21 protein-coding genes are annotated in these 24,445 nt (G+C 71.9%); 10 read left to right on the top strand and 11 right to left on the bottom strand.

Annotated elements, in window-relative coordinates; translation table 11 throughout:
• Positions 1-109 precede the first annotated feature (109 nt).
• The 5 genes from AB0J69_RS42560 to AB0J69_RS42540 all read left to right on the top strand — a co-directional run bounded on the left by AB0J69_RS42560 (position 110) and on the right by AB0J69_RS42540 (position 7,470).
• The gene (locus AB0J69_RS42560) at positions 110-2,638 is read left to right on the top strand and encodes a BTAD domain-containing putative transcriptional regulator (RefSeq protein ID WP_364130172.1); all 2,529 of its coding nucleotides are present in this window, start codon (positions 110-112) and stop codon (positions 2,636-2,638) included.
• On the top strand, positions 2,635-3,369 hold the full coding sequence (locus tag AB0J69_RS42555; RefSeq protein ID WP_364130170.1) for a molybdopterin-dependent oxidoreductase: 735 nt from the start codon (positions 2,635-2,637) through the stop codon (positions 3,367-3,369). Before AB0J69_RS42560 ends, AB0J69_RS42555 begins: the two co-directional genes overlap by 4 nt.
• The gene (locus AB0J69_RS42550) at positions 3,335-3,970 is read left to right on the top strand and encodes a cytochrome b/b6 domain-containing protein (RefSeq protein ID WP_364130168.1); all 636 of its coding nucleotides are present in this window, start codon (positions 3,335-3,337) and stop codon (positions 3,968-3,970) included. Before AB0J69_RS42555 ends, AB0J69_RS42550 begins: the two co-directional genes overlap by 35 nt.
• 244 nt (positions 3,971-4,214) lie before the next feature.
• The gene (locus AB0J69_RS42545) at positions 4,215-5,840 is read left to right on the top strand and encodes an ABC-F family ATP-binding cassette domain-containing protein (protein ID WP_364130165.1); all 1,626 of its coding nucleotides are present in this window, start codon (positions 4,215-4,217) and stop codon (positions 5,838-5,840) included.
• On the top strand, positions 5,833-7,470 hold the full coding sequence (locus AB0J69_RS42540) for an ABC-F family ATP-binding cassette domain-containing protein (protein WP_364130163.1): 1,638 nt from the start codon (positions 5,833-5,835) through the stop codon (positions 7,468-7,470). The genes AB0J69_RS42545 and AB0J69_RS42540 overlap by 8 nt, the downstream gene beginning before the upstream one ends.
• Before the next feature lie 52 nt (positions 7,471-7,522).
• Here the strand turns inward: AB0J69_RS42540 and AB0J69_RS42535 are convergent, their stop codons facing one another.
• A complete protein-coding gene (locus AB0J69_RS42535) occupies positions 7,523-7,807 on the bottom strand; it encodes a hypothetical protein (RefSeq protein WP_364130161.1) in 285 nt (94 codons plus the stop codon).
• Positions 7,804-8,547, bottom strand: coding sequence for an SDR family oxidoreductase (locus AB0J69_RS42530; protein ID WP_364130158.1), 744 nt, complete (start codon positions 8,545-8,547; stop codon positions 7,804-7,806). The genes AB0J69_RS42535 and AB0J69_RS42530 overlap by 4 nt, the downstream gene beginning before the upstream one ends.
• Before the next feature lie 87 nt (positions 8,548-8,634).
• Between AB0J69_RS42530 and AB0J69_RS42525 the strand changes: the two genes are divergently transcribed.
• Positions 8,635-9,195 (top strand): helix-turn-helix domain-containing protein, encoded by a 561-nt coding sequence (locus AB0J69_RS42525; protein WP_364130156.1) that lies wholly within the window; start codon positions 8,635-8,637, stop codon positions 9,193-9,195.
• Between the two features lie 29 nt (positions 9,196-9,224).
• On the opposite strand, the gene AB0J69_RS42520 is transcribed toward AB0J69_RS42525, so the two are convergent.
• The 5 genes from AB0J69_RS42520 to AB0J69_RS42500 all read right to left on the bottom strand — a co-directional run bounded on the left by AB0J69_RS42520 (position 9,225) and on the right by AB0J69_RS42500 (position 15,432).
• Positions 9,225-9,608, bottom strand: a complete 384-nt coding sequence (locus tag AB0J69_RS42520) for an STAS domain-containing protein (RefSeq protein ID WP_364130154.1) — start codon at positions 9,606-9,608, stop codon at positions 9,225-9,227.
• Positions 9,609-10,157: 549 nt separating this feature from the next.
• On the bottom strand, positions 10,158-11,441 hold the full coding sequence (nhaA, locus tag AB0J69_RS42515; protein ID WP_364130151.1) for a Na+/H+ antiporter NhaA: 1,284 nt from the start codon (positions 11,439-11,441) through the stop codon (positions 10,158-10,160).
• A 188-nt stretch (positions 11,442-11,629) separates the two neighbouring features.
• Positions 11,630-12,982, bottom strand: a complete 1,353-nt coding sequence (locus tag AB0J69_RS42510) for a potassium transporter TrkG (protein ID WP_364130148.1) — start codon at positions 12,980-12,982, stop codon at positions 11,630-11,632.
• Between the two features lie 409 nt (positions 12,983-13,391).
• The gene (locus tag AB0J69_RS42505) at positions 13,392-15,302 is read right to left on the bottom strand and encodes an alpha/beta fold hydrolase (RefSeq protein ID WP_364130146.1); all 1,911 of its coding nucleotides are present in this window, start codon (positions 15,300-15,302) and stop codon (positions 13,392-13,394) included.
• Positions 15,286-15,432: a hypothetical protein gene (locus tag AB0J69_RS42500; RefSeq protein WP_364130143.1), complete on the bottom strand. Its 147-nt coding sequence runs from the start codon at positions 15,430-15,432 to the stop codon at positions 15,286-15,288. Before AB0J69_RS42500 ends, AB0J69_RS42505 begins: the two co-directional genes overlap by 17 nt.
• Positions 15,433-15,543: 111 nt before the next feature.
• Between AB0J69_RS42500 and AB0J69_RS42495 the strand changes: the two genes are divergently transcribed.
• Both AB0J69_RS42495 and AB0J69_RS42490 read left to right on the top strand, forming a co-directional pair.
• A complete protein-coding gene (locus AB0J69_RS42495) occupies positions 15,544-15,945 on the top strand; it encodes a GntR family transcriptional regulator (RefSeq protein WP_364130140.1) in 402 nt (133 codons plus the stop codon).
• On the top strand, positions 15,942-17,060 hold the full coding sequence (locus tag AB0J69_RS42490; RefSeq protein WP_364130137.1) for a hypothetical protein: 1,119 nt from the start codon (positions 15,942-15,944) through the stop codon (positions 17,058-17,060). The genes AB0J69_RS42495 and AB0J69_RS42490 overlap by 4 nt, the downstream gene beginning before the upstream one ends.
• 83 nt (positions 17,061-17,143) lie before the next feature.
• On the opposite strand, the gene AB0J69_RS42485 is transcribed toward AB0J69_RS42490, so the two are convergent.
• Complete coding sequence (locus AB0J69_RS42485) at positions 17,144-18,022, bottom strand: SDR family NAD(P)-dependent oxidoreductase (RefSeq protein ID WP_364130135.1); 879 nt, start codon at positions 18,020-18,022, stop codon at positions 17,144-17,146.
• Between the two features lie 205 nt (positions 18,023-18,227).
• Between AB0J69_RS42485 and AB0J69_RS42480 the strand changes: the two genes are divergently transcribed.
• Both AB0J69_RS42480 and AB0J69_RS42475 read left to right on the top strand, forming a co-directional pair.
• Complete coding sequence (locus tag AB0J69_RS42480) at positions 18,228-19,166, top strand: RNA polymerase sigma-70 factor (protein ID WP_364130133.1); 939 nt, start codon at positions 18,228-18,230, stop codon at positions 19,164-19,166.
• A 127-nt stretch (positions 19,167-19,293) separates the two neighbouring features.
• Positions 19,294-20,520, top strand: a complete 1,227-nt coding sequence (locus tag AB0J69_RS42475) for a cytochrome P450 (RefSeq protein WP_364130131.1) — start codon at positions 19,294-19,296, stop codon at positions 20,518-20,520.
• Positions 20,521-20,623: 103 nt separating this feature from the next.
• Here AB0J69_RS42475 and AB0J69_RS42470 read toward each other — a convergent pair whose 3' ends face one another.
• Genes AB0J69_RS42470 through AB0J69_RS42460 form a run of 3 tightly spaced genes read right to left on the bottom strand, consistent with a single transcriptional unit; the run spans position 20,624 to position 24,317 of the window.
• Positions 20,624-23,122, bottom strand: a complete 2,499-nt coding sequence (locus tag AB0J69_RS42470; RefSeq protein WP_364130129.1) for an FtsX-like permease family protein — start codon at positions 23,120-23,122, stop codon at positions 20,624-20,626.
• Positions 23,119-23,811: an ABC transporter ATP-binding protein gene (locus tag AB0J69_RS42465; protein WP_364130127.1), complete on the bottom strand. Its 693-nt coding sequence runs from the start codon at positions 23,809-23,811 to the stop codon at positions 23,119-23,121. Before AB0J69_RS42465 ends, AB0J69_RS42470 begins: the two co-directional genes overlap by 4 nt.
• Positions 23,808-24,317, bottom strand: a complete 510-nt coding sequence (locus AB0J69_RS42460) for a PadR family transcriptional regulator (protein WP_364130124.1) — start codon at positions 24,315-24,317, stop codon at positions 23,808-23,810. Before AB0J69_RS42460 ends, AB0J69_RS42465 begins: the two co-directional genes overlap by 4 nt.
• Between the last annotated feature and the right edge of the window lie 128 nt (positions 24,318-24,445).

Genomic DNA, 24,445 nt, shown 5'->3' with positions numbered 1-24,445 from the left:
GTCACATGACGCTCGCGAAGGCGGTCCGGGTGAACCTACCTTCTGGGTATCGCAGGCCCGTACGAGGGGGCCGGCCGCCGTGCACTCCCGTAAGGAAAGCGCCCCGATCGTGGTTGGACAGCCGAACGTCGTCTCGGCTCCCTGCAGGTTCACCGTTCTCGGACCGCCCGGTCTGTGCTGCGGTGAGACGCGACTGGATCTCGGCACACCGCAGCAACAGGCCGTCCTGATGGCGCTCCTGGCCAACAGCGGCAGCTTCGTACGGATCGGTGAGCTGGTCGACGGCCTGTGGGGCGAGCGGGCACCGGCCACCGGCGAAGCCGTCATCCGGACCTACATCTCCCGCATCCGGCGGCTGCTGTCCGAGCACGGACTGGGCACGGCGATCAGCTCACAGCCCGGGGGCTACATGCTGGACCCGTCGCTGTTCGCGCTGGACGCCACCGAGTTCGCCGACCTGCTGGAGATCGCCCGGAAGGAGCGCGCGAGCGGGCGGATCCCGGCGGCCGCGAACCGCCTAGGGCGGGCGCTCGGCCTGTGGACGGGCACGGCACTGGCCGGGGTCCCGGGCGAGGCCGCCGCACGTGAGCGGTTCCGGCTGGAGCGGCTGAAGCTGACCGCCACCCAGGAGTTGCTGCAGCTCCGCCTGGAGCTGGGGGAGCACACCGAGGTGGTGGCCGAGGTCCCGCTCCTCATCGAGCAGAACCGGCTCGAAGAGCCGTTGTACGAGATCTATCTCCTCGCCCTGTACCGCAGCGGCAGGCGGGCGGAGGCGCTGGAGATCTACCGGACGGTCTACGACCTGCTGGGCAAGGAGCTGGGCTTCGGCCCGGGACCGCGACTCCGGGCTCTGCACGACAAGATCCTCCGGGCCGACGCGGACCACGACGACGAATTCGCCCCCGCCGCCTGGGCCGAGCGCCCCGCCGCACACTCCCCGCAGGAGCCCGCCGCGCCGGTGGGCCGGCCTGCCGATCCGCGGTTCGTCGGCAGGGACACCGAACGCGCCGCCTTCCAGGACCTGCTGGAGAACGGCCGTGGCGAACGTCCGGGCCTGCTCTTCGTCCGCGGACCCGCCGGCATCGGCAAGTCGGCGCTGCTGCGCGAACTCGCCGCCGACGCGGCCGCCGCGGGCCGGCAGGTATGGCACCTCCACGGCTCGGCGCCCGCGGAAGCGCGCGACCGCCTCCAGCGACTCGCGGAGGAGCTCCCCGGCGGCCCCGGCCCGGTCCTCCTCATCGACTCCTTCGAGGAGCTGGCAGAGCTCGAACCGTGGCTGCGCGACGAATACTTCCGCGAGCTGCCCGGCGACACGATCATCGTGGTGGCGGGCCGGACCGGGCCGAGCGCCGCCTGGCTCACCGATCCGGCCTGGTCCGGGACGATCGCGCTCCGGCACCTCGAAGCCCTCACCGTCCAGGAGTCCACCGCGCTGGTCGAAGCCCGCGGCGTCGACCCCGGCCTCCGGAAGTCCATCGTGGACTTCGCCGCGGGAAACCCCTTCGCCCTGTCGCTCGCCGCGGAGGTCGGCAGGAGCATGTCGGTCACGGGACAGCCGTCACGCCGTGACGCCGTACGGTATGTGGTCGACGACGTGCTGGCGCGCCTGGCCGGCAGCGCCCCGACGGAGGCGCACCGATCGGCGCTGTACGTGTGCGCGCTCGCCCGCCACACCACCGAGGATCTCCTCAGCGCTGTGCTGCCGGGCTGCCGGGCGGGGGAACTGTTCGACTGGCTCCGAGCGCAACCATACGTCGAGCCCGCCGCCCACGGCCTCGACGTCAACGGTGTGCTGCGCGAAGCCCTCGACCATCACCTGCGGTGGCGGAATCCCGTCGGCTACGAGCGGATGCACCGGCGGATTCGCCATTACGTCATGGGCGAGCTCCTGCGCGACGCCCGCGACCCGTACGCGTGCGTGGCGGTCATGCGGACCATCGGTCATCTGCGCCGGCGCGGCGGGGTCGTGTGCCGGTACGTCTCGACGGTGGGCGAGGAGGAGGTGCGGGCGGCCGGGGTGACCCCGGCCGACCACGACGAACTCGTCACCCTGGCGCGCGAGAGCCACGGCGAGTTCACCGCCGCGTCCGTCCGGTTCTGGCTGGGCCGTCAGCCGGGGGCGTTCTCCCTGCTCCGGTGTCGCGGGAGCAACCGCCTGCGGGCTTTCATGAGCCGGCTGACCCTGCGGACGCCGGAGCAGGAAGAGCTGGCGGCCGACCCCGTCGTGGGGGAGATCTGGCACGACGTGAGCCGGCGCATGGCCGTGCCGTCCGGGACGCACATCACGATCACGCGGCATCTGATCCACCCGGGCTTCGACGGCAAGCCGTCTCCCATCACGGATGTGTTCCAGGCGTGGATGATGCGCGGCTGGCTGCACGAACCGGGGTTGGCGGCCTCGTACCTGGTCACGGCGAACGGACAGGTGTGGCGGCCGTTGCTGGACTACCTGGGCCAGTACGAGCTGGAGCGCGAGGGCGCGGACGATCCGTACGCGATCTTCGGCCACGACTGGCTGTCCGACCCTCCAGAGCAATGGCGAGACCACCAGATAGAGGAGGAACTGTGGACGGAACGGCACCTGAACCTGTTCGTTCGCCAGGACGTGGCCGGCGCGGACGACCGACGGAGGCGATGACGCCCGGCGTCTCTCCGCCCGCCACCGAGGCGGGCGCGGCTGGACCGGCGGAGAGCGGCCCGCCGATCGCGCGCCGGGTGATGCTCTCGATGCTCGGCGCGGGTGCGGCCGCCCTCGCCGCCGCGCCTCTTCTGCAGAGCGGCTGGGAAGGATTCCTCGGGGCCGCCTCCCAGAACGACCCCACCGGGCTCACCGGGCTGCTGCCCAACCCGGGCGGCTTCCGCTACTACAGCGTGGCGGCCTCGGTGCCCCGGAAGACCGCGGCCGACTACCGGCTGGAGATCGGCGGCCTCGTCGACCGCCCTGGGACGTACACGCTGGACGCCCTGCGCGCGCTGCCCCGGACGCGGGTCGTCGGCGAGGCGCGGTGCACCGACGGCTGGCGGGTGCCGGACGTCCCCTTCGCTGGGGTGCTGCTCTCGCACCTCCTCGACCTGGCAGGTGTGCGCCCCGAGGGCAAGGCGGTCCGCTTCACCTGCTTCGACGGCGTCTACAGCGAGAGCCTCACGATCGAGCAGGCCCGGCGCTCCGACGTGCTGGTGGCCCTGGACATGCTGGACAAGCCGCTCACCCACGCCCACGGCGGCCCCGTACGGCTCTACGTCGCGCCGATGTACTTCTACAAGTCCGCCAAATGGCTCTCCGGCATCACCGTCACCGACAAGGTCATCCCCGGTTACTGGGAGGAGTACGGCTATGACGTCGACGGCTGGCTCGACCAGGCGGCCTGAGCGCCTGCTGCCGCGCTTCGACCGCGTCCAGCGCCTGGTCCACCGGGTCACCGCCGGGCTCATGCTGGTGTGCGTGGCGGCGGCGGCCTGCCTGTATTTCCCGCCGCTGGCCCAGCTGGTCGGCCGCCGTCACCTGGTGGTCGTCGTCCACGAGTGGTCCGGGCTCCTGCTGCCCGTGCCGTTCCTCCTCGGCCTCGCCTCGCGGGCCTTCCGCGCCGACCTGCGCAGGCTCAACCGGCTGGCGCCGTACGACCGGCAGTGGCTGCGCGCGGTGCGCGGGAACACACCGGGGCCACGGCCGGCCGGCAAGTTCAACGCCGGGCAGAAGATCTACGCCGGCTGGATCGCCGGGGCCGTGCCGATCATGACGTTCACCGGCCTGCTGATGTGGTTCACCGGGGCCCTGCCGGCCATCTCCCGCACGAGCGCGATCTTCGTGCACGACGTGACGGCGCTGGCGATCGCCGTCGTCGTGATCGGGCACATCCGGCTGGCCTACCGGGATCCGCTCGCGCGGCGCGGGATGCGTACGGGGTCGGTGCCGCCGGAGTGGGCCAGGAAGAACCATCCCCAATGGGTGGAGGAGCTGGACCGGCGATGAGCGCGGGGCGGGCCGGCCCGAGCTGTTCCCGGCGGCTGCTATGGTGAAAGACGCTTGAGACCAGAAGCTAGGAGACCAGACGTGGCAGGTGACGACGACATCTCCGGGTGATACCGGAGGTTGACCGGCCCCGGCAGGCGCACTTGACCGCCGCCGACGTGGCCCCGGTCGTCGTTCCCCGAATCCCTGGCCCTTTCACCGGGCGGCTTCGGCGCGCCCGTGTTCTCCTACGAGGTCTTCCAGCATGTCCGACGCGTTCATCGTCTGTTCCCACCTGTCCTTTTCCTGGCCCGACGACACCCCCGTCTTCCACGACCTGTCCTTCAGCGTGGGCGGCGGCCGTACCGGGCTCGTCGCCCCGAACGGGGCCGGCAAGAGCACGCTGCTCAAGCTGATCGCCGGCGAGCATCGCCCCGCCGCCGGGAGCGTCACCGTCCAGGGCCTGCTCGGCTACCTGCCGCAGAGCCTGCCCCTCACCGGCGGCCTGACCGTGGCCGAGGTCCTCGGCATCGCCCCCGTGATCGCCGCGCTGGACGCCATCGAGTCCGGCGACGCGAGCGAGGAGCACTTCACCACCATCGGCAACGACTGGGACGTCGAGGAGCGCACCCGTGCCCAGCTCGACCGGCTCGGGCTCGGCGACCTCGCGTTCGGCCGCACGCTGGGCACGCTGAGCGGCGGCCAGGTCGTCTCGCTCGGCCTGGCCGCGCAGCTCCTCAAGCGGCCCGACGTGCTGCTGCTCGACGAGCCGACGAACAACCTCGACCTCGGGGCCCGCCGCCGGCTCTACGACGTGCTCGGCGACTGGAACGGCTGCCTGCTCCTGGTCAGCCACGACCGGGCCCTGCTCGACCGCATGGACCGCATCGCCGAGCTCGACCGCGGCGAGCTCCGCTTCTACGGCGGCGGCTTCACCGCGTACGAGGAAGCCGTGCGCGCCGAGCAGGAGGCCGCCGAACGCGACGTGCGCAGCGCCGAACAGGAGCTCAAGCGCGAGAAGCGGGAGATGCAGCAGGCCCGCGAGCGCGCCGAGCGCCGGGCCGGCAACGCCGCCCGCAACCTCAAGAACGCCGGCCTGCCGCGGATCTTCGCCGGGAACATGAAGCGCGGCGCGCAGGAGTCGGCCGGGCGGGCGGGTCAGGTGCACGCCGCCCGCGTCAGCGATGCCAAGGCCAAGCTCGACGAGGCCGGGCGGGCGCTGCGCGACGACCAGAGGATCGCGCTGGAACTGCCGGGGACCAACGTGCCCGCCGGCCGCACGGTCTTCCACGGCGAACGCCTGCAGGCCCGCGGCCTGTTCGCCACGCCGGGCATCGACCTGACCGTCCGCGGGCCCGAGCGCATCGCGCTGACCGGCCCCAATGGCGCGGGCAAGTCCACCCTGCTCCGCCTGATCAGCGGCGACCTGGAGCCCGACGGCGGCACCACCAGGCGGGCCGACGGCCGGGTCGCCTACCTCTCACAGCGGCTCGACCTGCTCGACGTCGAGCGCACCGTGGCCGAGAACCTGGCCGCGTTCGCTCCCGGCAGGCCGCCCGCGGACCGGATGAACCTGCTGGCCCGGTTCCTGTTCCGCGGCGCCCGTGCCCACCTGCCGGTTGGCGTGCTGTCCGGCGGCGAACGGCTGCGCGCCACCCTGGCCTGCGTGCTGTGCGCCGAGCCGGCGCCCCAGCTCCTGCTGCTCGACGAGCCCACCAACAACCTCGACCTGGTCAGCGTGGGGCAGCTGGAGAGCGCGCTCGGAGCGTACGAGGGGGCGTTCGTGGTGGTCAGCCACGACGAGCGGTTCCTCGCGGAGATCAAGGTGGAGCGCTGGCTGGAGCTGTCCGAAGGGCGACTGCTGGAGACCGGAGGGCCCGCCGGTGAGTGACGTGCTGCTCGCCCGCGACCTCGTACGGACGCTGGGCGCGCGGCGCGTGCTCGACGGCGTCTCGCTCACCGCCGCACCCGGCCACCGGATCGGGCTGATCGGCGAGAACGGTGCCGGCAAGTCCACCCTGCTGCGGCTGCTGGCCGGAGCGGACGAGCCGGACTCCGGCACCGTCGTTCGGCCCGCCGACCTGGGCTTCTTGCACCAGGAGGTGCCGTACGCCGGTGACAGCACCGTCGCCGGCGTGCTCGACGACGCCCTGCGGGAGGCCCGTACGGACCTGGCCGAGCTCGACCGGCTCACCCGGGCGCTCACCGAGGCGCCGGACGACGCCGCTCTGCTCAAAGCGTACGGGGCCCGGCTCGACCAGGCGCAACAGCGCGAGTCCTGGGACGCCGACCGGCGCGCGGAGATCATCCTTGACCGGCTCGGCCTGGGCGGCGTGCCGCACGGGCGCGTGCTCGCGTCGTTGTCAGGCGGGCAGCGCGGGCGGCTCGCCCTGGCGGCGCTCCTGATCAGACAGCCCGCCGCGCTGCTGCTGGACGAGCCCACCAATCACCTGGACGATGCCGCCGCAGTTTTCGTGGAGGAGCGGCTTCGCGGCATGACGGGGGTGGTGGTCGTGGCCAGCCACGACCGGGCGTTCCTGGACGCGGTCTGCACGGACCTGGTCGATCTCGACCCGGCGGTGGGCGGACCCGTCCGGTACGGAGGCGGATACGGCGCGTACCTGGCCGAGAAGCGCGCCGAGCGTGAGCGCTGGGAGCGTCGCCACGCGGAAGAGCAGGAGGAGCTCGGCGAGCTGCGCCGCGCCGTCGCGGTGACGGCGCGGCGGGTGGCGCCGGACGGGTTGCGGCGCGACAACGAGAAGATGGGGTACGGGCACCGCGCGGGACGCGTGCAGCACCAGATCTCGCGGCGGGTGCGCAATGCCGCCCGCCGGCTCGCCGAGCTGGAACGCGAGCAGGTCCCCGCCCCACCGCCCCCGCTCCGCTTCCACCCCCGCACCCTGGCCACCGCCACCCCCGTTACCTCGGCCTCCACCGCCGGCCTCCGCGATCCCCACGACGAGACCCTGCTCTCACTACGGGGTGTGCGGGTTCCGGGACGGCTCTCGATCGACCGGCTCGACGTGGCGCCGGGGGAGCGGCTGCTGGTCACCGGGCCGAACGGCGCGGGCAAGTCCACGCTCCTGGCGGTGCTGGCCGGGCGGCTGGACGCGGAGGGAGAGGTGCGGCGACGGGGCGGGCTGACCGTCGGGCTGCTGGCCCAGGACACCGTGTTCGAGCGGCCGGACCGCACGGTGCGGGAGACGTACGAGCGGGCGCTCGGTCCGGAGCGGGCCGAGTCCGTGCCGCTGCTCTCGCTCGGCCTGATCGGCCCCCGTGACGTGGACCTGCGAGTGGGGGAGCTGTCGGTCGGCCAGCGCCGCCGGCTCGCTCTGGCGCTGCTGGTGGCTGACCCACCCGAGGTGCTCCTGCTCGACGAACCCACCAACCACCTCTCACCGGGCCTCTCCGACGAGCTGGAAGAGGCCCTGGGCACCGATGGGCCCGGCGGGATCGTGGTCGCCAGCCACGACCGGTGGCTGCGCTCCCGCTGGCAGGGTCGCCACATCCGCCTGCCGTGACCCTTCACGCGTCACCGTCATGGACGGCCGGATCGACGTGCCCCCGGAGCCGTCAGCGGGGCGCGGAGGAGAGGCTCCCGCTCGGTTGCCCGGGCGCCCACGAGGTGAGGATGCGCAGCGCGTCGTGCGACGGGGAACCGGGCTCGGCGGTGAGGACCATGAGGCGCTGCCCCGAGCCGTCGGGGCTGCTCCACGTGTCGCATTCGAGGGTGAGGTCGCCGACCAGCCGAAGCAGTACGTGGATCTCGCCGTCGAGAGGATCGCCGGGTTCTTCGGCGAGAACCTGAGCCGGGCGGCCTAGCCGGCCCGCTTCCCCCTGGGCTGTCGGGGGCGTCACCAGGGGACGCGGCCGTTCTCGTCGAAGAAGCCGCCCGTCTCGCCGTCGTCGCCGACCATGGCCCAGTGCACCACGGCGCGGGCGCCCTGGTCGGGGCTGCGCACGCCCTGGAAGCCGTTCAGATCGGTCGCGAGGTACCCGGGTGTCACGGCGTTGATCTTCACGTGGGCCAGCTCCGGGTCGTCGAGGAAGGCGTTGGCGTACTTGACCGTCAGCATGTTGACCGCGGTCTTCGTCGCCGAGTACGCGAACGACTCGTGCGAGCGGGCGAACATGGAGCCCTGCTCGGTGGCGTTGGCGAAGGTGGCGGAGTCGCTGGAGACATTGACGATGCGCGGCGACCGGGAGCGGCGCAGCAGCGGCAGCATCTCGTGCACGACCCGCACCATGCCGAAGACGTTGGTCTCGAACTCCGGGCGCAGGTCGTCGGCCGACACCTCGGCCGGGGGCCTGCGTACGAGCACGCCGGCGTTGTTCACCAGCACGTCGAGGCGGCCGTACTCGCGGTCGACGAACGCGGCGGCCTCGGCCACGGAGGCGTCGTCCGTGATGTCGATCCGCACGGGGCGCACCGCGAGCCCGGCCTCGGCGAGCTCTCCGGCCGCCTTGGCGCCGCGCTCGGCGTCGCGGCTGCCGAGCAGCACGGTGCAGCCGCGGTCGGCGAGCTGCCGGGCCGTGGCCAGGCCCAGTCCCTTGTTGGCGCCCGTGACCAGGGCGATGATCGGGGTGGACGGCACCATCTTTCACTCCTCGGATAAACTGAAAGTACCCCTACACTTTAACCGTAGGGGTCCTACGGTTGTCAAAACGAGAAGGTGGACGGTGGCATGGAGCCTGAGCTGGTCTCGCGGCGGCCGAAGCGCGCGGACGCGCGCCGCAACTTCGACGCCCTGATCGCGGCGGCCCGCGACACGTTCGCCGAGAGGGGCACGCAGACCTCCCTCGAGGACGTCGCACGCCGCGCCGGAGTGAGCATCGCCACGCTGTACCGCAATTTCCCCACCCGGGAGGATCTGGTCGAGGAGGTCCACCGGGAGGAGGTCGAGGCGCTGTGCCGGGCGGCCGGCGACGTCGTCGAGCTGGAGCCGTGGGAGGCGCTGGTCGCGTGGCTGCACCGGTTCGTCGAGTACATCGGCACCAAGCAGGCCTTCGCCGACGCGCTCAACCGCAGCACCGACGGCTTCCAGACCCGACGCAGGGCGATGCACGCGGCCGGCGGGCCCTTGCTCGAACGAGCGCAGCGGGCCGGCGCCGCCCGCCAGGAGATCTCGATCGACGACGTGCTGCGGATGATCTCGGGCATCAGCACGGTCGAGTACGTCGACGAGGAGCAGCGGGAGCGGGTTCTCGAGGTGGCCGTGGCGGGGTTGCGGGCGACGTCCGGCTGAGAGACCCGAGCCCTCCCTCGGCACGGCGGTCAGCTGCTCGGAGGCTCGCCGAACCCGTTCAGGTCGTGGAAGGCGTCTCTGATCGTCGATGCCAGGTCCAGGCCGTTGCCGGTGGTGTCGAGCAGGCGGTGGCCGCCCGTGATGACCATGCGTCCGCCTGCGTCGCGGGCCTGGGAGGTGGCGGAGCGCAGGATGTCGAGCCCGGCCTCGTCTATCCGGCTCACCCCGTCGATGTCCGTGACGACCTTCGGTGGGAGGTGCGTGGCCAGTGTGCTGATGACGTACATCCGGACGATGTCGACGGATGCGCCGGCAAGGGGGCCTGTCAACTGGATCAGCAGGATGTCGCCACGGGTGCGGATTCTGATGGAGAAGTCATCAGCAGCCGGGTCGGCGGGCTGGGAGCCGGGCATACGGGTGAACTCTCGGCTTGACGACAGGATCGGATCATGCCGACCAGACTTCCCGGCTCACCTGTGGCGACCTTACCCGTTCCGCGGGGCTCGGGGAACACGGAACCGGTATGGCCAAGACGCTTGAAGGTGGACGCCGCCGGAGTGCCGGCCCGGCTGTCCCCGCGCCGCGCCCCACCTCATCGCCGGCCGGTCCGCCCACCGCGACCAGCCAGCAGAATCCGGCCAGCAGGGAGAGATCTTCGAGGAGCCCCGCGGGCGCCGGCCGCCAGAGACCCAGCGTGTCCAGGCGGTAGGCGATACCGGCGGCGAAGGCGAGGATGCCGGACAGCCGGGAGTAGCGACTCCACGCGCGGCTCGTCTCACAAAGGCGTCGGGCCAGGACGAACGCGGCGGCGCTGAGCCCGGCCAGGACGAACGCGGCGGCGCTGAGCCCGGCCAGGACGAGTCCCGCCGCGGTGGCCGCGAGCAGGATCGATCGCCGGCGGCAACGCCACCTGGCGCTGGCAACCGCCCCGCCTGCCGTCTCCGGCCACGACTCCTGAGACGCTAGGCACTCCGGTAGAGGTCGGGGATGCCGTCGTGATCGGCGTCGGCGGTCTCGACCTCGTGGATACGCCGGTAGACGCGGGCGCGCAGCCGCAGGATCACCGTGGCCAGGAGTGCCGCGGCCAGCGAGCCGGCAAGGACGGCGACCTTGACCTGCTCGCCACCGGCCGCGCCGAACGCCAGCTCCCCGATCAGCAGCGACACGGTGAACCCGATGCCGCTCAGGATCGCCAGCCCCACCATGTCGATCCAGGCCAGCCCCTCGTCCAAGGTGGCGCGGGTGAAGCGGGACACCAGCCAGGTCGCGGCCAGGATGCCGAGCGGCTTGCCGACCAGCAGCCCGGCCACGATGCCCAGCGCGACCGGCTCGCCGAGCGTGTCGAACAGGCCGCCCAGCCCGCCGAGGGCGACCCCGGCGGAGAAGAAGGCGAAGACGGGCACGGCCACGCCTGCGGAGATCGGCCGGAACCGGTGCTCGAAATGCTCAGCCAGTCCCGCTCCCTCGGCACGCGTCCTGGTGAGGACGGGCACGGCCAGGGCCAGCAGCACCCCGGCCACGGTGGCGTGCACACCCGAGGCGTGCACCAGCGCCCAGGTGGCGAACGCCAACGGCAGCAACGCCCACCACGCCCGCACCCCCCGCTGGACCAGCACGGCGAAGACCGCGAGCGGCACCAAGGCGCTCACCAGCGGGAGCACCGCCAGCTGGGAGGTGTAGAAGACGGCGATGATGACGATGGCGATCAGGTCGTCCACCACCGCCAGGGTCAGCAGAAAGGTACGCAGCGCGTCGGGCAGGAACCGGCCGATCACCGCGAGCACCGCCAGCGCGAAGGCGATATCGGTGGCGGTGGGAATCGCCCATCCCTGGGCGCCGGCCCCGCCGGTGACCGCCAGGTACACCAGGGCCGGCACCACGACCCCGCCGACCGCCGCCGCCACGGGCACCACCGCTCGCCGCACGTCGCGCAGGTCTCCGGCGACGAACTCCCGCTTGAGCTCCAGCCCTGCCACGAAGAAGAAGATCGCCAGGAGCCCGTCCGCGGCCCAGGTGGCAAGGCCGAGGTTCAGATGCAGCGCGGCGGGCCCGACCTCGATCGCGCGCAGCTCCTGATACGTCTGCGCCCATGGCGAGTTGGCCCAGATCAGCGCGGCCAGCGTGGCGGCGAGCAGCAATGCCCCGCCGATGGTCTCCTTGCGCAGGATGTCGGCGATGCGGCGGGCCTCTGGCCACGTGTTCCGGTCGAGCAGGCGTGAGGTATTTCGGAGGGTGGGGCTGGGCATGGAACTCCGCTCGTCACAGGGGTCGGGTCGGTCACCGCCGACCAGACTTCCCGGCACACCCCTCAAGAACGTATCAGAACGCATAAATAGCCACATAACGGATCTCTGCCTGCAAGACGGCTCGGCCGGCGTGACCGGGGACCTGAGCTGCGTTCACTCCACACCGGGAAGTGCGCGTGATCGGCCGGTCAGCCGATGATCACCCTTTCCTCCGGCAGTTCGTAGCGGCGGGTGCGCTGCTTCAGGGCGAGCGCCGAGCCGAGCGTGAGGGGCCCGATGCGGCCGATGAACATCAGCAGGCTCAGCAGCGCATGTCCGGCCAGCGAGGTGTCGGCGGTGATGCCGGTGGACAGGCCGTTGGTGGCGAAGGCCGAGATCACCTCGAACAGCACCCGGTCGAGGTCGTGTGAGGTGATGATGAGCAGCAGCCACGTGGAGACGGCGACCAGGATGACGCCGAGCAGGCTGATGGACAGCGCCTGACGCTGGGTGGCCGCGGGCAGCCGTCGATGGCCGATGTTGACCTGGTGCTCGCCGCGCAGTTCGGACCAGATCATGAACAGCAGGAAGCCGAAGGTGGTGACCTTGATGCCGCCCGCGGTCCCGGCGCTGCCGCCGCCGATGAACATCAGCACGTCGGTGACCAGCCAGGAGGACGGGTACATCTGTCCCACGTCGAGGGTGTTGAAGCCGCCGGAGCGTGGCATGACCGCGGCGAAGAAGGCGGACAGCAGCTTGCCGGAGTCGTCGAGCGGTCCCATCGTGGCCGGGTTCTGCCACTCGGTCATCAGGAACGCGAGCGTGCCGCCGCCGAGGAGCAAGACGCTCAGGCCGACGGTGACGCGGGTCAGCACGGACCACCGGCGCGGGTGCCGCCAGGTACGCAGCAGTTCGAAGACGACGGGGTAACCGAGACCGCCGACGATGACGGCCAGGGCGATGGTGAGGCAGATCCACGGGTCGGTGACGAAGCGCATCAGGTTGTCCGGCCACAGGGCGAAGCCGGCGTTGTTGAACGCCGACACCCCGTGGAAGACGCCGAGGTAGACGGCCCTGCCCAGCGGCTCACCGTAGCCGGTGACGAACCGTACGGTGAGGATTGTGGCGACGGCCGCCTCGCAGATCAGGCTGAAGATCACCACCTTGCGCAGCACGTGCCGCAGATCGGCGGCGATGACCGACTTGGTCTCCAACTGGGCGGACAACCTGGCCCGCAGGCCGATCCGGCCCGAGACGATGATCATGATCAGTGTGGCGAGCGTCATGATGCCCAGCCCGCCCGCCTTGATGAGCAGGACGATCACCACCTCGCCGAACACCGACCAGTGCGTCTCGGTGTCGACCACGACCAGGCCGGTCACGCAGACGGCGGAGGTGGCGGTGAACAGCGCGGTGAGCCAGTGGGAGCTGTCGCTTTCGGTGGTGGCCAGCGGGGTGCCGAGCAGCAGCGTCCCGATCAGTACGGCGGAGCCGAACCCGGCCGAGATCACCACGGCCGGATGCCGGCCACGGCCCGGCACGGCCGGATAACGCCGCATCATCGGCCTTCCCCGCAATACGGACCACCGTCGGACGAACTGCAACCGTCATTGCCCATCGCGGAGCCCCCGTCAAGTCGCACGGCTGTAGACGTCGCCGACCAGACTTCCCGGCACTCCGAGCCACACCGTAGCGCAATGCGGCGCACCACCAGGACAAAAGGGCCATTCCGCCGCGGCCGCGGAAGGGCATGGCCGACGGGTACTGGCCAGGTCGCGAGGCACCTGGACGCGTCGAGCGGGAGGTGCCGACTGACCACTGTTCTCAAGCGCGCGATGTACGCGATCGACCTGGACGCACCCGGCGCCGCGGGCGCGTCCGTCGGCGCCACCGGCCGGGCTGCCGGTGCGGTTCTCCGGCTTCGGCGCTTCGATGGGAGTCTTGGACCGGCGTCCGGCGGTCAGTCCGCGGTCAACGTCGCGTCACCGTCTTCAGGACCTGGCGGATCTCCCGCAGGACGAGCGCCGGATCCGCGAGGTGCAGGTAGTGATCTGTTGTGGGTGCGACGATGTGCCGTCCTCGCGTTGAGAGGTTCGCGATCCGGGAGTGGTGCTCGATGGTCTCCTGGTTGCCGCCGGCGCTGATGACCGTCGTGGGAAGGGGGCCCCAGGATCCCGGTACGCGTGGAAGTCCCCGGACGGCACGGGTGCCGGCGTCGAACCAGCGCATCTCGGCAGCGGCGGCGGCCCAGGTGGCCGCGCCGAAGACGACGGGAACGTTGTCCCGGGTGAGGCGCGGTTCGCGGGGGTCGACCATCCAGGCTCCCGTGCGCAGAAGCCCGACCCCGGCGGCGAAGGACCACACGTTGGCCTGGGCGGTGGCGAGGGCTGCGGGATTCGTGGTGCTCTGCTCGTCCACGATGTCGAGCAGCACCAGCCCGGCGACGTGCTGGGGCCGGGCGGCGTGGAGCAATCGCAGGACGTGCCCTCCCCATGAATGCCCCACGAACACGTACGGCCCGCGCTCGCCTGCGTTCCGCAGCAGCGCCGCGAGGTCCGCGGCCTCGGCGGAGGCGTCCCGGACGCCGGGGCCGGGCCGGCTCCAGGCGTAGCCCGCGCGGTCGTAGGCGCAGGAGCGCCGGCCCGAGGCGGCCAGTTGCCGCTGGAGGCCGTCCCACGTCGTGGAGGAGTCGCCCCATCCCGATTCGAAGACGACTGTCGGCTGCCCGCTGCCCAGGCAGCGCAGGTGCAACTGGTGCGTGCCGACGTCGACGAGGCGGCCGGGCGCGGGGAAGCGCCGCGTATCCGTCGGTGCGAGGGAGTGCTCGACCGACGCCCCGGACAGCGTGGCCACGAGAACGAGCGCGAGGAATGCGGTGAGGATCCGCCGTGTGCGACGCGGCTGCCGTCTCCGCCCCGGACCAGGCGAGCTGTCGTTCGCGCCGGCGACGTGGAGATTGCCGTGGGCCGCGTCGCGGCCGGCGGCGCGCCGGATCGCGCCCGTCGCCGCGAGGCAGGCCACGGTGGCGAGCATGATCAGCCAGCCGGGCCACCCGCTGAGGCCGACGGTCCAGGGGTTGCTCGACGCCCGGGGGTCGTCGGCGGCGAAGACCACGTTCACGAAGCCGATGATCAACGTGTTGTTGGCGGCGTGGGCGATCACGCCCGGCCAGATCAGCCCGGAGGCCAGGCGCAGCCAGCCGAGCAGCACGCCGAAGAACATCGTGGTCACCAGGAAGGGGATCAGTCCGGGCATCGCGCTCGTACCGATGTATCCCGGCAGGTGCCACAGCCCCCAGATCAGGCCGCTGGACAGGAGCGCGGGCCACAGGCCGAGCGGGCGGAGCCGGGGGAGCAGGAAGCCGCGCCAGGCCCACTCCTCGCAGAACGCCAGTGGCAGCAGCACCACGAACAGCCCGAGGTTGGCCGCGAGAGCGGACAGGATCAGGCCGGCGGGCAGGCCGGGCTCGCCGACCGTGCCCGGCGCGTACGCGCTGCGCAGCCCGGAGAAGTTCTCGAGGTCGAGTGGGTACACCTGGGCCGCGGCGCCGATCGCGACAGCGAGGAGGGCCAAGGTGAGCGGGGCCACGAGTGCGATCACGCAGTAGCGGACGAGCCGGCGTACCGGGCGCAGCGGAGCCAGGGCGGTGTCGCGGGGGATGTCGCCCGGCCGGCTGACCCAGCGAACGGCCACGAACGTGGCCAGGCCGGCCGCGAGCATCCCGCCCGCCGCGATCACGTCGATGCCGGTGCGCGTCCGCAGCAGCCAGAGCAGCCACGGGATCGCGAAGGCCAGGAGCAGGAAGACCGCCAGCTCACGCCGGCGGATGCCGCTGAGGCCGTCTCGCGTGCTGACGAGTTGAGGGTCAGAGATCGAGCGCACGGCGGAAGTCCCTTCCGGAGAGGAATGCCGGAACCTGTCGCGCCCGCCGGCAGGCGCGCCGGGCGAACGGGCGCTCCCAGAGGGCGAACCGGACGATCTGGGTTTCGCGGTGGATGGTCACGGAGGCCATTGCTGCCTTCCTTTTCGCACGCAGGGGGCGCACCGGCGGGATCGGGGCCCGCCATCGGGAGTGCGTCTTATCTATCTGTTATAGTTCATCTATATCAGATAGAATCTCCGTGTGCTTCTGACGATTGACCTCGACAGCGAGGTGCCGATCTACCAGCAGATCCGCGATCGGGTGGTAGAGGCCATCGCCGATGGCGAGCTGGTGGAGGGGTCGGCGCTGCCCTCCACCCGGCAGCTGGCCGCCGACCTGGCGATCAACTTCCACACCGTGAACAAGGCCTACGACCTGCTGCGCCAGCAGGGAGTCATCCGGATCAACCGCAAGAGCGGAGCGGTGGTGCGCCGCGACGCCGGCTCCGGGCCCGCGGAGGCCGGCTTCGCCGACGAGTGGCAGGTGCGGCTTCGTACGTTGCTCGCCGAGGCCGCGGTGCACGGCCTCGGCGCGGACGAGGCGTTGCAGCGGTGCGGTGAGGTGCTGGGCTCGTTCGGAACCAAGAAGGGAACGCCGGCATGATCATGATTGCCCTGGCCTGTCTGTCCCTGGTCGCGCTGCTCACGGCCGCGGCGTGGGCGGTCCCGGCGCTGGGGCGTCCGACACTGCCGTTCGGCGTGCGGGTGCCCGGCGACCGCGTGTCCGACCCCGCCGTCAGCGCTCAGCGCCGCCGCTACACCCGGGCAGTCCTGATCCTCGGCGCGCTCGCCGCCGTGCTCTCCCCTTCCGCGGCGGTCCTGCTCGGCACGCCCCATGTGCTGCAGGTCGGCACCGTAGCCCTGGGTGCGGCCCAGGTGGCGCTCTTCTACGCTGCCCACCGTGCCGTGTCAGCCGCCAAACGACGCGGGAACTGGTACGCCGGGACCCGGCAGGCGACCACCGCCGACACGACGCTGCGCACCGATCCGGTACGCGTACCGTGGCCGGTGCTGGTCCCGGCCGCCCTGCTGCTGTTCCTCACCGCGGCCACCGGGTTGTGGCGGTTCGATGCGCTGCCGGGAACCCTGCCCACGCTGCGCGGGGTGGGCGTGGACCCTGCGGTCAGGGTGGCCACCACCCCCGCCGCCGCCTTCGCGCCCGTGCTTTCCCAGGCCGCCCTCACCCTGCTCACACCGCTCCTGGTCGCCGCGCTGCTGCGCGCCAGACCCGAACTGGACGCCGCGCGCCCGCTCGGCTCGGCCCGCCGCTACCGCGTCTACCTGCGCGGCCTGGCGAAGCTCCTCCTTGCGGGGGTGGCCTGCGCCAACCTGACCCTGCTCCTGCTCGCCGTGCAACTGTGGGAGATCGTGACGCCCACCGCGATCGTGACCGCCGTCGCCTGGCTGCCCCTCGCCGCGGCGGCGGCCGCTTGCGTGGTCTTCGGGGTTCGGGTCGGCGAGGCCGGCCACCGGCTGCCACCGGAGCCGGGAGAGGAGCCGGACTCCGGGTTCGTCCAGCGCGACGACGACCGATACTGGCACCTCGCCGGGATGCTCTACGCCAACCGGATGGATCCAGCGATCCTCGTTCACCAGCGCGTGGGCGGCCGCTGGACCCTCAACCTCGGCAACCCGGTCGCCTGGCCCGTCCTGGCCGGACTGGGGGTCCTGGCGTTGCTGTCCGTGCTCGGAGTGGTCGATCTTCCCTCGAACCACTGATCATGCTGCACCGACCGGTGTCCCGGAAGGGTACGGCCGGCGCCGACCGTTGGTGCGCGTCGAGCGGGGCAGAACGACGCGGCTCAGCTCTCGGCAGGCTCGGACCGGGGGCCTGCGGTCGCCTGATCGAGGTGGCCGTGAGCCTCCGCGGAAAGGTCCTGCCAGTCGGCCCAGGTCTTGAGCCGGTCGGCGTAGACCTGCTGGAGCATCGGGTAGAAGCCCTGGCCGAAGAGCACCCGCAGGGGTGGCTCGGCGGAGTCGACGATCTTGAGGAGGGCCTGGGCCGCGGCGGCCGGGTCGCCGGCGGGCTGCTTGCCCGTGAACCCCGCCAGACGCCGGCGGAGCCCGTCGTAGACCGGGCTGGGCTCGGCCAGGTGGCCGTTGTCGAGGGGATCGGGGTTCTTGCCGGACCTGGTGGCGAATCCGCCGGGCTCGACCACGGTCACCTTGATGCCGAAGTCGGCGACCTCCTGGGCGAGGGTTTCGTTCAGGGCTTCCAGGGCCCACTTCGAGGCTTGGTAGGCGCCGCCGAGCGGCATGGCGATGAGCCCGGCGGCCGAGGACAGCTGGATGATGTGCCCGGCGCCCTGCTCGCGCAGGTAGGGCAGCGCGGCCTGGATCACCCACACCGCGCCGAACAGGTTGGTCTCCAGCTGGTCGCGCAGGTGCTGTTCGGTCAGTTCCTCGATCGCGCCGATCTGGGCGTAGCCGGCGTTGTTCACGATGACGTCGAGCCGGCCGAAGTGCTCCCTGGCCCGTCCCACGCTCTCGAGGACGGCGGCCTTGTCGGTCACGTCCAGCGCGAGCGGGAGCACCGCCTCGCCGTACGTGGCGACCAGGTCGTCGAGGCTTGCGGTGTCCCGGGCGGTGGCGGCCACCTTGTCGCCGCGGGACAGGGCGGCCTCGACGAAGCTGCGGCCGAGGCCGCGGGAGGAGCCGGTGACGTACCAGACCTTGCTCATATGTGCGTCCGTTCTTTCTGCGGTGGCGGTCACGCGGCGTGCGAATGGTGCGCGCCGCGTCCTGATGACCATGAGGCGCCGGCCGCCCGGATTCTGTGACAGCCCGGTCATGTGGCGTGCGCCACCGATCACGGGTGTCACACATCGGCGCCGGCCGGAGTCTCGTGCATAGAGGACAGTCGAGAGCGACAGGCGGGAGCCGGCTATGAACGAGGGCAGCGAACCGACGACGAGCTCCGCGGAACCGCTCGCCGGCGGCGGGACGGACTCCGCCACCGAGGTGTTCGTCGCCCACCGCAACCTGCTGTTCACCGTCGCCTACGAGATGCTCGGCTCGGCGGCCGACGCCGAGGACGTCCTGCAGGAGACCTGGCTGCGATGGATGAAGGCCGACCTGGGGCAGGTGCGTGACCACCGGGCCTACCTGGTCAGGATCACGACCCGGCGCTCGCTCGACCGGCTGCGCACCATGAGCCGCCGCAGGGAGGACTACGTCGGCTCCTGGCTGCCCGAGCCGCTGCTCACCGCGCCGGACGTGGCCGAGGACGTGGAGCTCGCCGAGAGCGTGTCGATGGCGCTCATGATCGTCCTCGAGACGCTGTCGCCGACCGAGCGTGCCGTATTCGTGCTGCGCGAGGCGTTCGGGATCAGTCACGACGAGATCGCGGCCGCCGTCGGCAAGAGCCCCGCGGCCGTGCGCCAGATCGCGCACCGCGCCCGGCAGCACGTCGATGCCCGCCGCCCGCGCGGGGAGGTCGCTCCGCACCAGGCCCGGGCGGTGCTGGCGTCGTTCCAGGCCGCGCTGGAAACCAGGGACCTGCAAGGCCTGCTCGACGTGCTCGCCCCGCAGGTCGTCCTGATCAGCGACGGCGGCGGCGTCAAGCGGGCCGCACCGCGGCCGATCACCGGCGCGGGCAAGGTGGGCCGCTTCATCGTCGGCGGCCTCGGCAAGGCCCAGGTCACGCTCACCACTGACCACACGGTGGTCAACGGCAACCCGGCACTCGTCCTTCGCGTGGACGGCGCGATCGACGGCGTCATAGCGGTCCGTGTCGAGCACGCCCGCATCACCGGTCTCTACTACGTCCGCAACCCCCAGAAGCTGACCCGCGTTGAATCCGAGACCCCACTCACGCTGAGGTGACCCCCCTCAGCCGCCGCCCGGCATCGCGATCGACACCGCGATCGACACCGCGATCGACATGGTGACGAGCCGATCCAGAGCGACCCGCAGCACGAACTCAGCCAGATCTACCACTGGGAGGTCATTCATGACGGAAAACGTCGCCGGCGAGCTCACCGGCCTGGAACTGCCGGTCGAGCGGGGCTGCCCGTTCGCTCCGCCCGCCGCCTACGCACGGCTGCGCGAGCGGGCCCCGATCAACAGGGTCCGGCTGACCAGCGGCACCGAGGCGTGGTGGGTGTCCGGGTACGAGGAGGCCCGGGCGGTCCTCGCCGACCCCCGCTTCTCCTCCGACCGGCGCAAGGACGGCTTCCCGCTCTTCAACCTCGATGCGGCGACCCTGCGGCAGCTGCGCGGCCAGCCACAACTGATGATCGGCATGGACGGCGCCGAACACGCCGCGGCCCGCCGCCCGGTGATCGGCGAGTTCACCGTCAAGCGGCTGGCCGCGCTGCGCCCGCGCATCCAGGGCATCGTCGACCACTGCATCGACGGCCTGCTCGGCACCGACCGGCGACCGGTCGACCTGGTGCAGGCGCTGTCCCTGCCGGTGCCGTCCCTGGTGATCTGCGAACTGCTCGGTGTCCCCTACACCGACCACGACTTCTTCCAGAGCCGCACCACCGTGCTGGTGCGCCGGACCTCCTCGGCGGAGGAGCGCGGGCGCGCCTTCGGCGAACTGCGCACCTACATCGACGACCTGGTCACCCGCAAGGAGTCCGAACCCGGCGACGACCTGTTCGGCCGGCAGATCGCGCGGCAACGCCGCGAGGGCGCTGTCGACCATGCGGGCCTGGTGAGCCTGGCCTTCCTGCTGCTGACCGCCGGGCACGAGACCACGGCGAACATGATCTCGCTCGGCGTGATCGGGCTGCTCACCCATCCGGAGCAGCTGGCCTCGATCACGGCCGACCCGGGGAGGACGCCCATGGCCGTGGAGGAGCTGCTGCGCTACTTCACCATCGCCGACGGGGTCACCTCCCGGGTGGCCACCCAGGACGTACGGATCGGCGGGGCGGACATCAGGGCCGGCGAGGGCGTCATCGTCTCCGGCCTGTCGGCCGACTGGGACCCGGCGGTCTTCAAGGACCCGGCCGACCTGGACCTCGAACGCGGGGCCCGCCACCACCTCGCCTTTGGCTTCGGCCCGCACCAGTGCCTCGGCCAGCACCTGGCCCGGCTGGAGCTGCAGATCGTCTTCGACACGCTGTTCCGCCGCATCCCCACCCTGCGGCTCGTCACACCGGCCGAGGACCTGCCGTTCAAGACCGACGCCGTCATCTACGGAGTACACGAACTCCCGATCACCTGGTGAGGGGAACGCACCGGCCGCCCGGGCGAGCCGGTCTGCCCGTCGAGCCGGTCTGCCCGTCGAGCCGGTCTGCCCGTCGAGCCGGTCTGCCCGTCCAGGCTCCGTGTCACGGGAGCCGGCGGGCGAGGGGCAGTCCGGTCCGGGTGATCAGCGCCGCCAGGGTCGCCAGCACGGGCAGCCCCACCACCACGGCGATCAGGAACGGCCAGGGTACGGCGATCGTGGCGGGGTCCCCGGCGCCGTGCGTCGTCATCGGCCGGCTCAGCGCCACGCCCGTCACCGTTCCCGCGACCAGCCCCACCAGCGCACCGAGCCCGGAGATGTAGAGGGCCTGACCGGCCACGACCATCCGCAGCGTCCCTGACGGTGCGCCGATGGCCAGCATCGTCGCCCGCTCGGGCCGCATGTCGGCGGCCGCCAGGCGAGTGGCGGCCAGCGTGCCGCCGACGACGAGGACGAGAGCGCCCACGAGCCAGCCCCACAGGCCGTGGTCCGGCAGGTGGCGGTAGCCCTCCTCAGAGGCGACCGTCACGCGGGAGGTCACCTTGCCCAGATCGCTCTCCAGCGTCGAGCCGGCCGGCAGCCGGTGCATGGCGTAGAGCTGGCGCTCGGCCGCCGAGAAGCCGGCCTGCTCGATCAGGGAGCGCGGCAGCAGGGCGCCGCCCTGGTGCTCGTCGGCGGGTGTGGCCACCACCGCCGGCACTTCGAGCTTGCGCGGGGGGCCGGACGTGGAGCCCGCCCGCAGGGCAAGCCTGCCGTTCCGCACCGCGGTCGCGTCGAACACCACCGCCTTGCCGCCGGCCAGCGCCGCGGCGGCCTGCGGGTCGTGGCGTCCTTGCAGGAGCGTGAGCAGGGCCTGGTCGCCGATGGCGGCCGTGCGGCGCGTCCGTGTCCCGTTCCATCGCACCGTGTACCGCAAGGCGTAGCGGCGGCCCTGGGCGTCCTTGGCGTGATAGCCGGCGGCCAACGGCACGCCCGGCAGGCGGCGGACCGCTTCGGCGCGGAGCCGGTTCCAGGTCGCATCGCTCATGGGGCCGCCCCAGATCGCCAGCATGCCGGCCGGGCGCGCTGAGGTGTAGGCGTTGCGCCGGTCCATGAATTCGCTGTAGGTGCCGATGCCCATCGCCACGACCGTGGCCGTGACCGCCATGACGGCCGCCACCGCGCTGGCCGTACGGGATCGGTGGCGGACCGCGTCGCGGACGGAGACCCGCAGGGGGAGCCGCAACCGCGTGGCCACCCGTCCCGTGAAGCGGACCAGCCACGGCGTCAGCACCACCAGCCCGATCATGATCAGCAGCGCGGAGGACCACACCCAGACCGTGCCCGGCTGGCGCCGCGCGACCGCGGTCGCCCCCAGCCCGGCCAGCACCAGTACGGCCCCTGCCAGGGGCCATCCCGGCCGGTCGGCCATCGTGGGCGCGCGACCGGCCAGCACGGTCACGGTGTCCTGCCGAGCGGCTTGCACGGCAGGCACGAGCGCCGCCACGATCCCGGTGAGCAGACCCAGGGCCGCGATGCCCAGAACCGGCGGCCACGGCACTTCCGGCGGGCCGGCCTGTCCACCCAGCTGCGCCACGAGCGGGGCGCCCAGCGCTCCGGCTCCGACGCCCAGGACCGTCGCCATGAAGGTGGCCGCGCCGCCGAGGACCAGGCCGTCGGCCAGCACGATCGTCCGAAGGTGCCCGGCCGAGCCGCCCTGCGCCGCGATCTCGGCCAGTTCCCGGCGCCGTCTGCGGAGCCCCACCGCGAAGGCAGGCCCGGCCAGCAGCACGGTCTCCAGCACCAGCATGATCACCATGGCGCCGAGCCCGACGGTGTGCTGGACGTCCATGGAGGAGGAACGGGCCAGGGCGAGCTCCGTGTCCGCGATCGTGCCTGGGGAGGTGACGTACAGGCCGGCCCTGGTCAGTGCGGGCACCTCGGTCCAGGACACGGGTTTCGCGGTGTCGGCGAGCCAGCCGCTGCCCTCGTCGAACGGTGACCAGAACTCAGCCGGCGGCGTCAGCGGGAGATCCGGGCCCGCGACCTGCCGGAGCGTCGGCCGGTGCGGGTGCTCGACCACGCCCACCACCGTCAGCGGCGCCCCGCCGGAGGGCCGCAGGAGATCGCCCGGCCCCAGGCCGAACGCGGGTGTCACCGCGACCTCGCCGGCCGCCGGGAACCTGCCTTCACGCAGCGCCAGCATTCCCTTGGTGAGGGGATCGCGCAGGTCGGTCTCCAGCGCGTCGACCCGCTCGGTGCCGAGCTGGAGCCGGCCGGAGTTGAAGGGGATCACCCGGGTGCCCGGTCCGAGCAGTGCCGCCACCTCGGCGGCACTGCGTCGTGGCCCGGGCGCCCCGTCGCCGTTCGTGCTCCAGTTGCCCCCACCGGGCTCCTGGTGGAGCACCGTACCGGCGGGTGCCTGCTGGAGGCGGGCGTCGGCCGCACCGAGCTCGGCCACCAGCCCCTCCCGCGGAGAGACGGTCATGGTCGCGAAGTAGGTGAGCATCGCCGTGATCACCAGGACGGGCAGGCCGATCATCACCATGATGAGCGCGCTACGTCCGCGGGAACGCCAGGCGTTCCGCCGGGCGAGGCGCAGCGCGGCGACAACGGTGCTCATCGCGCGCTCACCAGCGATCCGTTCGCCGAATCCGTGATCATCCCATCGAGGAGGAACACCACACGATCGGCCCAGGCGGCGTAGCGCGGCTCGTGGGTGACCAGCAGGACCGCCGCACCCGCGTCACAGCGAGCCCGTAATGTCTGCAGGATCTCGTCGCCGGTCCGCGTGTCGAGCGCACCGGTCGGTTCGTCGGCCAGCAACAGCCGCCGCTCACCGACCAGGGCGCGGGCGATCGCGACCCGCTGCCGCTGGCCACCGGACAACTCCTCGGGGAAGCGATCGGCCAGGTCTTCCGCGTCGATCTCGGCCAGCACGGCCATGGCCTCCTCCCGGGCCAGGCGTGACCGCACACCGTCGAGCTCGCGCGGCAGCATCACATTCTCCACCGCCGTCAGCGACGTGATCAGGTTGAGGTCCTGGAAGACGTAGCCGGCGCTGCGGCGCCGCAACGCCGCCAGATCGCGTACGGCGGCCAGGTCCTGCCCGTCGATGTGCACGGTCCCCGAGGTGGGCCGGTCGAGCCCACCCGCGAGGTTGAGCAGGGTCGACTTGCCGGACCCGGACGGGCCCATGACCGCGACCAGCTCTCCCGAGCCGACCTCGAGGCTCACACCCTTCAGAGCGTGTACGGCCGTCGCGCCCTTGCCATGCACCCTGGCCACCTCAGCCAGCCGTACGACCGTCATCTTTCCTCCTTGAGAACGGCTTCGCAGTGGTCCAGCCACCGTTGCTCGGCCTCGGTCCGGAAGATCATGGAATCGAGCACGAGTCGCTGGGCCGTGCCTTCCGTGGCGGCTCGCTTGGCCCTGGTCAGCTGCTGGAGGGCGGTCATGGTCGCCGTACGCTGCATGCGGATGACCTCGGCGACGTCCACCTGCTTGGCCGCGACGGCCATGGCCAGCTTGATGACCAGCTCGTCCCGCGGCCGGTCGGACTGGACGACCGGGGTGCCGAACCATCGCCCCAGCTCCTCCAGCCCGGCCGCGGTGACCGTGTAGACGACCCGGCCCTGCTCGTCCGACTCACCCGGCCTGACCAGGCCGTCGCGCTCCAAGCGGGACAGCGTCGTGTAGACCTGGCCGATGTTGAGCGGCCAGGTCGCCCCGGTCGACGCCTCGAACTCGACCCGCAGCTGGTAGCCGTGCCGGGGCCCCCTGCTGAGCAGGGCGAGCAGCCCGTGTCTGACCGACATGAATACTAAGTATGCATACGCAGTATGTGCTTCTCAAGGGATGAGCCGCATTCGCACTGGTCGATCTGGCGACGCCGTCATCAAGCCGGTCCGTGCCAGGAGGTCTCACCAGGGCCGTCGCCATTCTG

Origin of the sequence: Nonomuraea sp. NPDC049709, from assembly GCF_040674815.1 — a bacterium.
Taxonomy (GTDB): Bacteria; Actinomycetota; Actinomycetes; order Streptosporangiales; family Streptosporangiaceae; genus Nonomuraea.
This window is presented reverse-complemented; position numbering and strand designations above follow the sequence as displayed.

Excerpts from the sequence above, each read along its gene's own strand:
- AB0J69_RS42480 (WP_364130133.1), top strand. The coding sequence starts at position 18,228 with ATGAACGAGGGCAGCGAACCGACGACGAGCTCCGCGGAACCGCTCGCC.
- AB0J69_RS42470 (WP_364130129.1), bottom strand. The coding sequence starts at position 23,122 with ATGAGCACCGTTGTCGCCGCGCTGCGCCTCGCCCGGCGGAACGCCTGG.
- AB0J69_RS42475 (WP_364130131.1), top strand. The coding sequence starts at position 19,294 with ATGACGGAAAACGTCGCCGGCGAGCTCACCGGCCTGGAACTGCCGGTC.
- AB0J69_RS42465 (WP_364130127.1), bottom strand. The coding sequence starts at position 23,811 with ATGACGGTCGTACGGCTGGCTGAGGTGGCCAGGGTGCATGGCAAGGGC.
- AB0J69_RS42460 (WP_364130124.1), bottom strand. The coding sequence starts at position 24,317 with ATGTCGGTCAGACACGGGCTGCTCGCCCTGCTCAGCAGGGGGCCCCGG.
- nhaA (WP_364130151.1), bottom strand. The coding sequence starts at position 11,441 with ATGCCCAGCCCCACCCTCCGAAATACCTCACGCCTGCTCGACCGGAAC.
- AB0J69_RS42510 (WP_364130148.1), bottom strand. The coding sequence starts at position 12,982 with ATGATGCGGCGTTATCCGGCCGTGCCGGGCCGTGGCCGGCATCCGGCC.
- AB0J69_RS42490 (WP_364130137.1), top strand. The coding sequence starts at position 15,942 with ATGATCATGATTGCCCTGGCCTGTCTGTCCCTGGTCGCGCTGCTCACG.
- AB0J69_RS42500 (WP_364130143.1), bottom strand. The coding sequence starts at position 15,432 with ATGGCCTCCGTGACCATCCACCGCGAAACCCAGATCGTCCGGTTCGCC.
- AB0J69_RS42520 (WP_364130154.1), bottom strand. The coding sequence starts at position 9,608 with ATGCCCGGCTCCCAGCCCGCCGACCCGGCTGCTGATGACTTCTCCATC.
- AB0J69_RS42525 (WP_364130156.1), top strand. The coding sequence starts at position 8,635 with ATGGAGCCTGAGCTGGTCTCGCGGCGGCCGAAGCGCGCGGACGCGCGC.
- AB0J69_RS42545 (WP_364130165.1), top strand. The coding sequence starts at position 4,215 with ATGTCCGACGCGTTCATCGTCTGTTCCCACCTGTCCTTTTCCTGGCCC.
- AB0J69_RS42485 (WP_364130135.1), bottom strand. The coding sequence starts at position 18,022 with ATGAGCAAGGTCTGGTACGTCACCGGCTCCTCCCGCGGCCTCGGCCGC.
- AB0J69_RS42555 (WP_364130170.1), top strand. The coding sequence starts at position 2,635 with ATGACGCCCGGCGTCTCTCCGCCCGCCACCGAGGCGGGCGCGGCTGGA.
- AB0J69_RS42550 (WP_364130168.1), top strand. The coding sequence starts at position 3,335 with ATGACGTCGACGGCTGGCTCGACCAGGCGGCCTGAGCGCCTGCTGCCG.
- AB0J69_RS42530 (WP_364130158.1), bottom strand. The coding sequence starts at position 8,547 with ATGGTGCCGTCCACCCCGATCATCGCCCTGGTCACGGGCGCCAACAAG.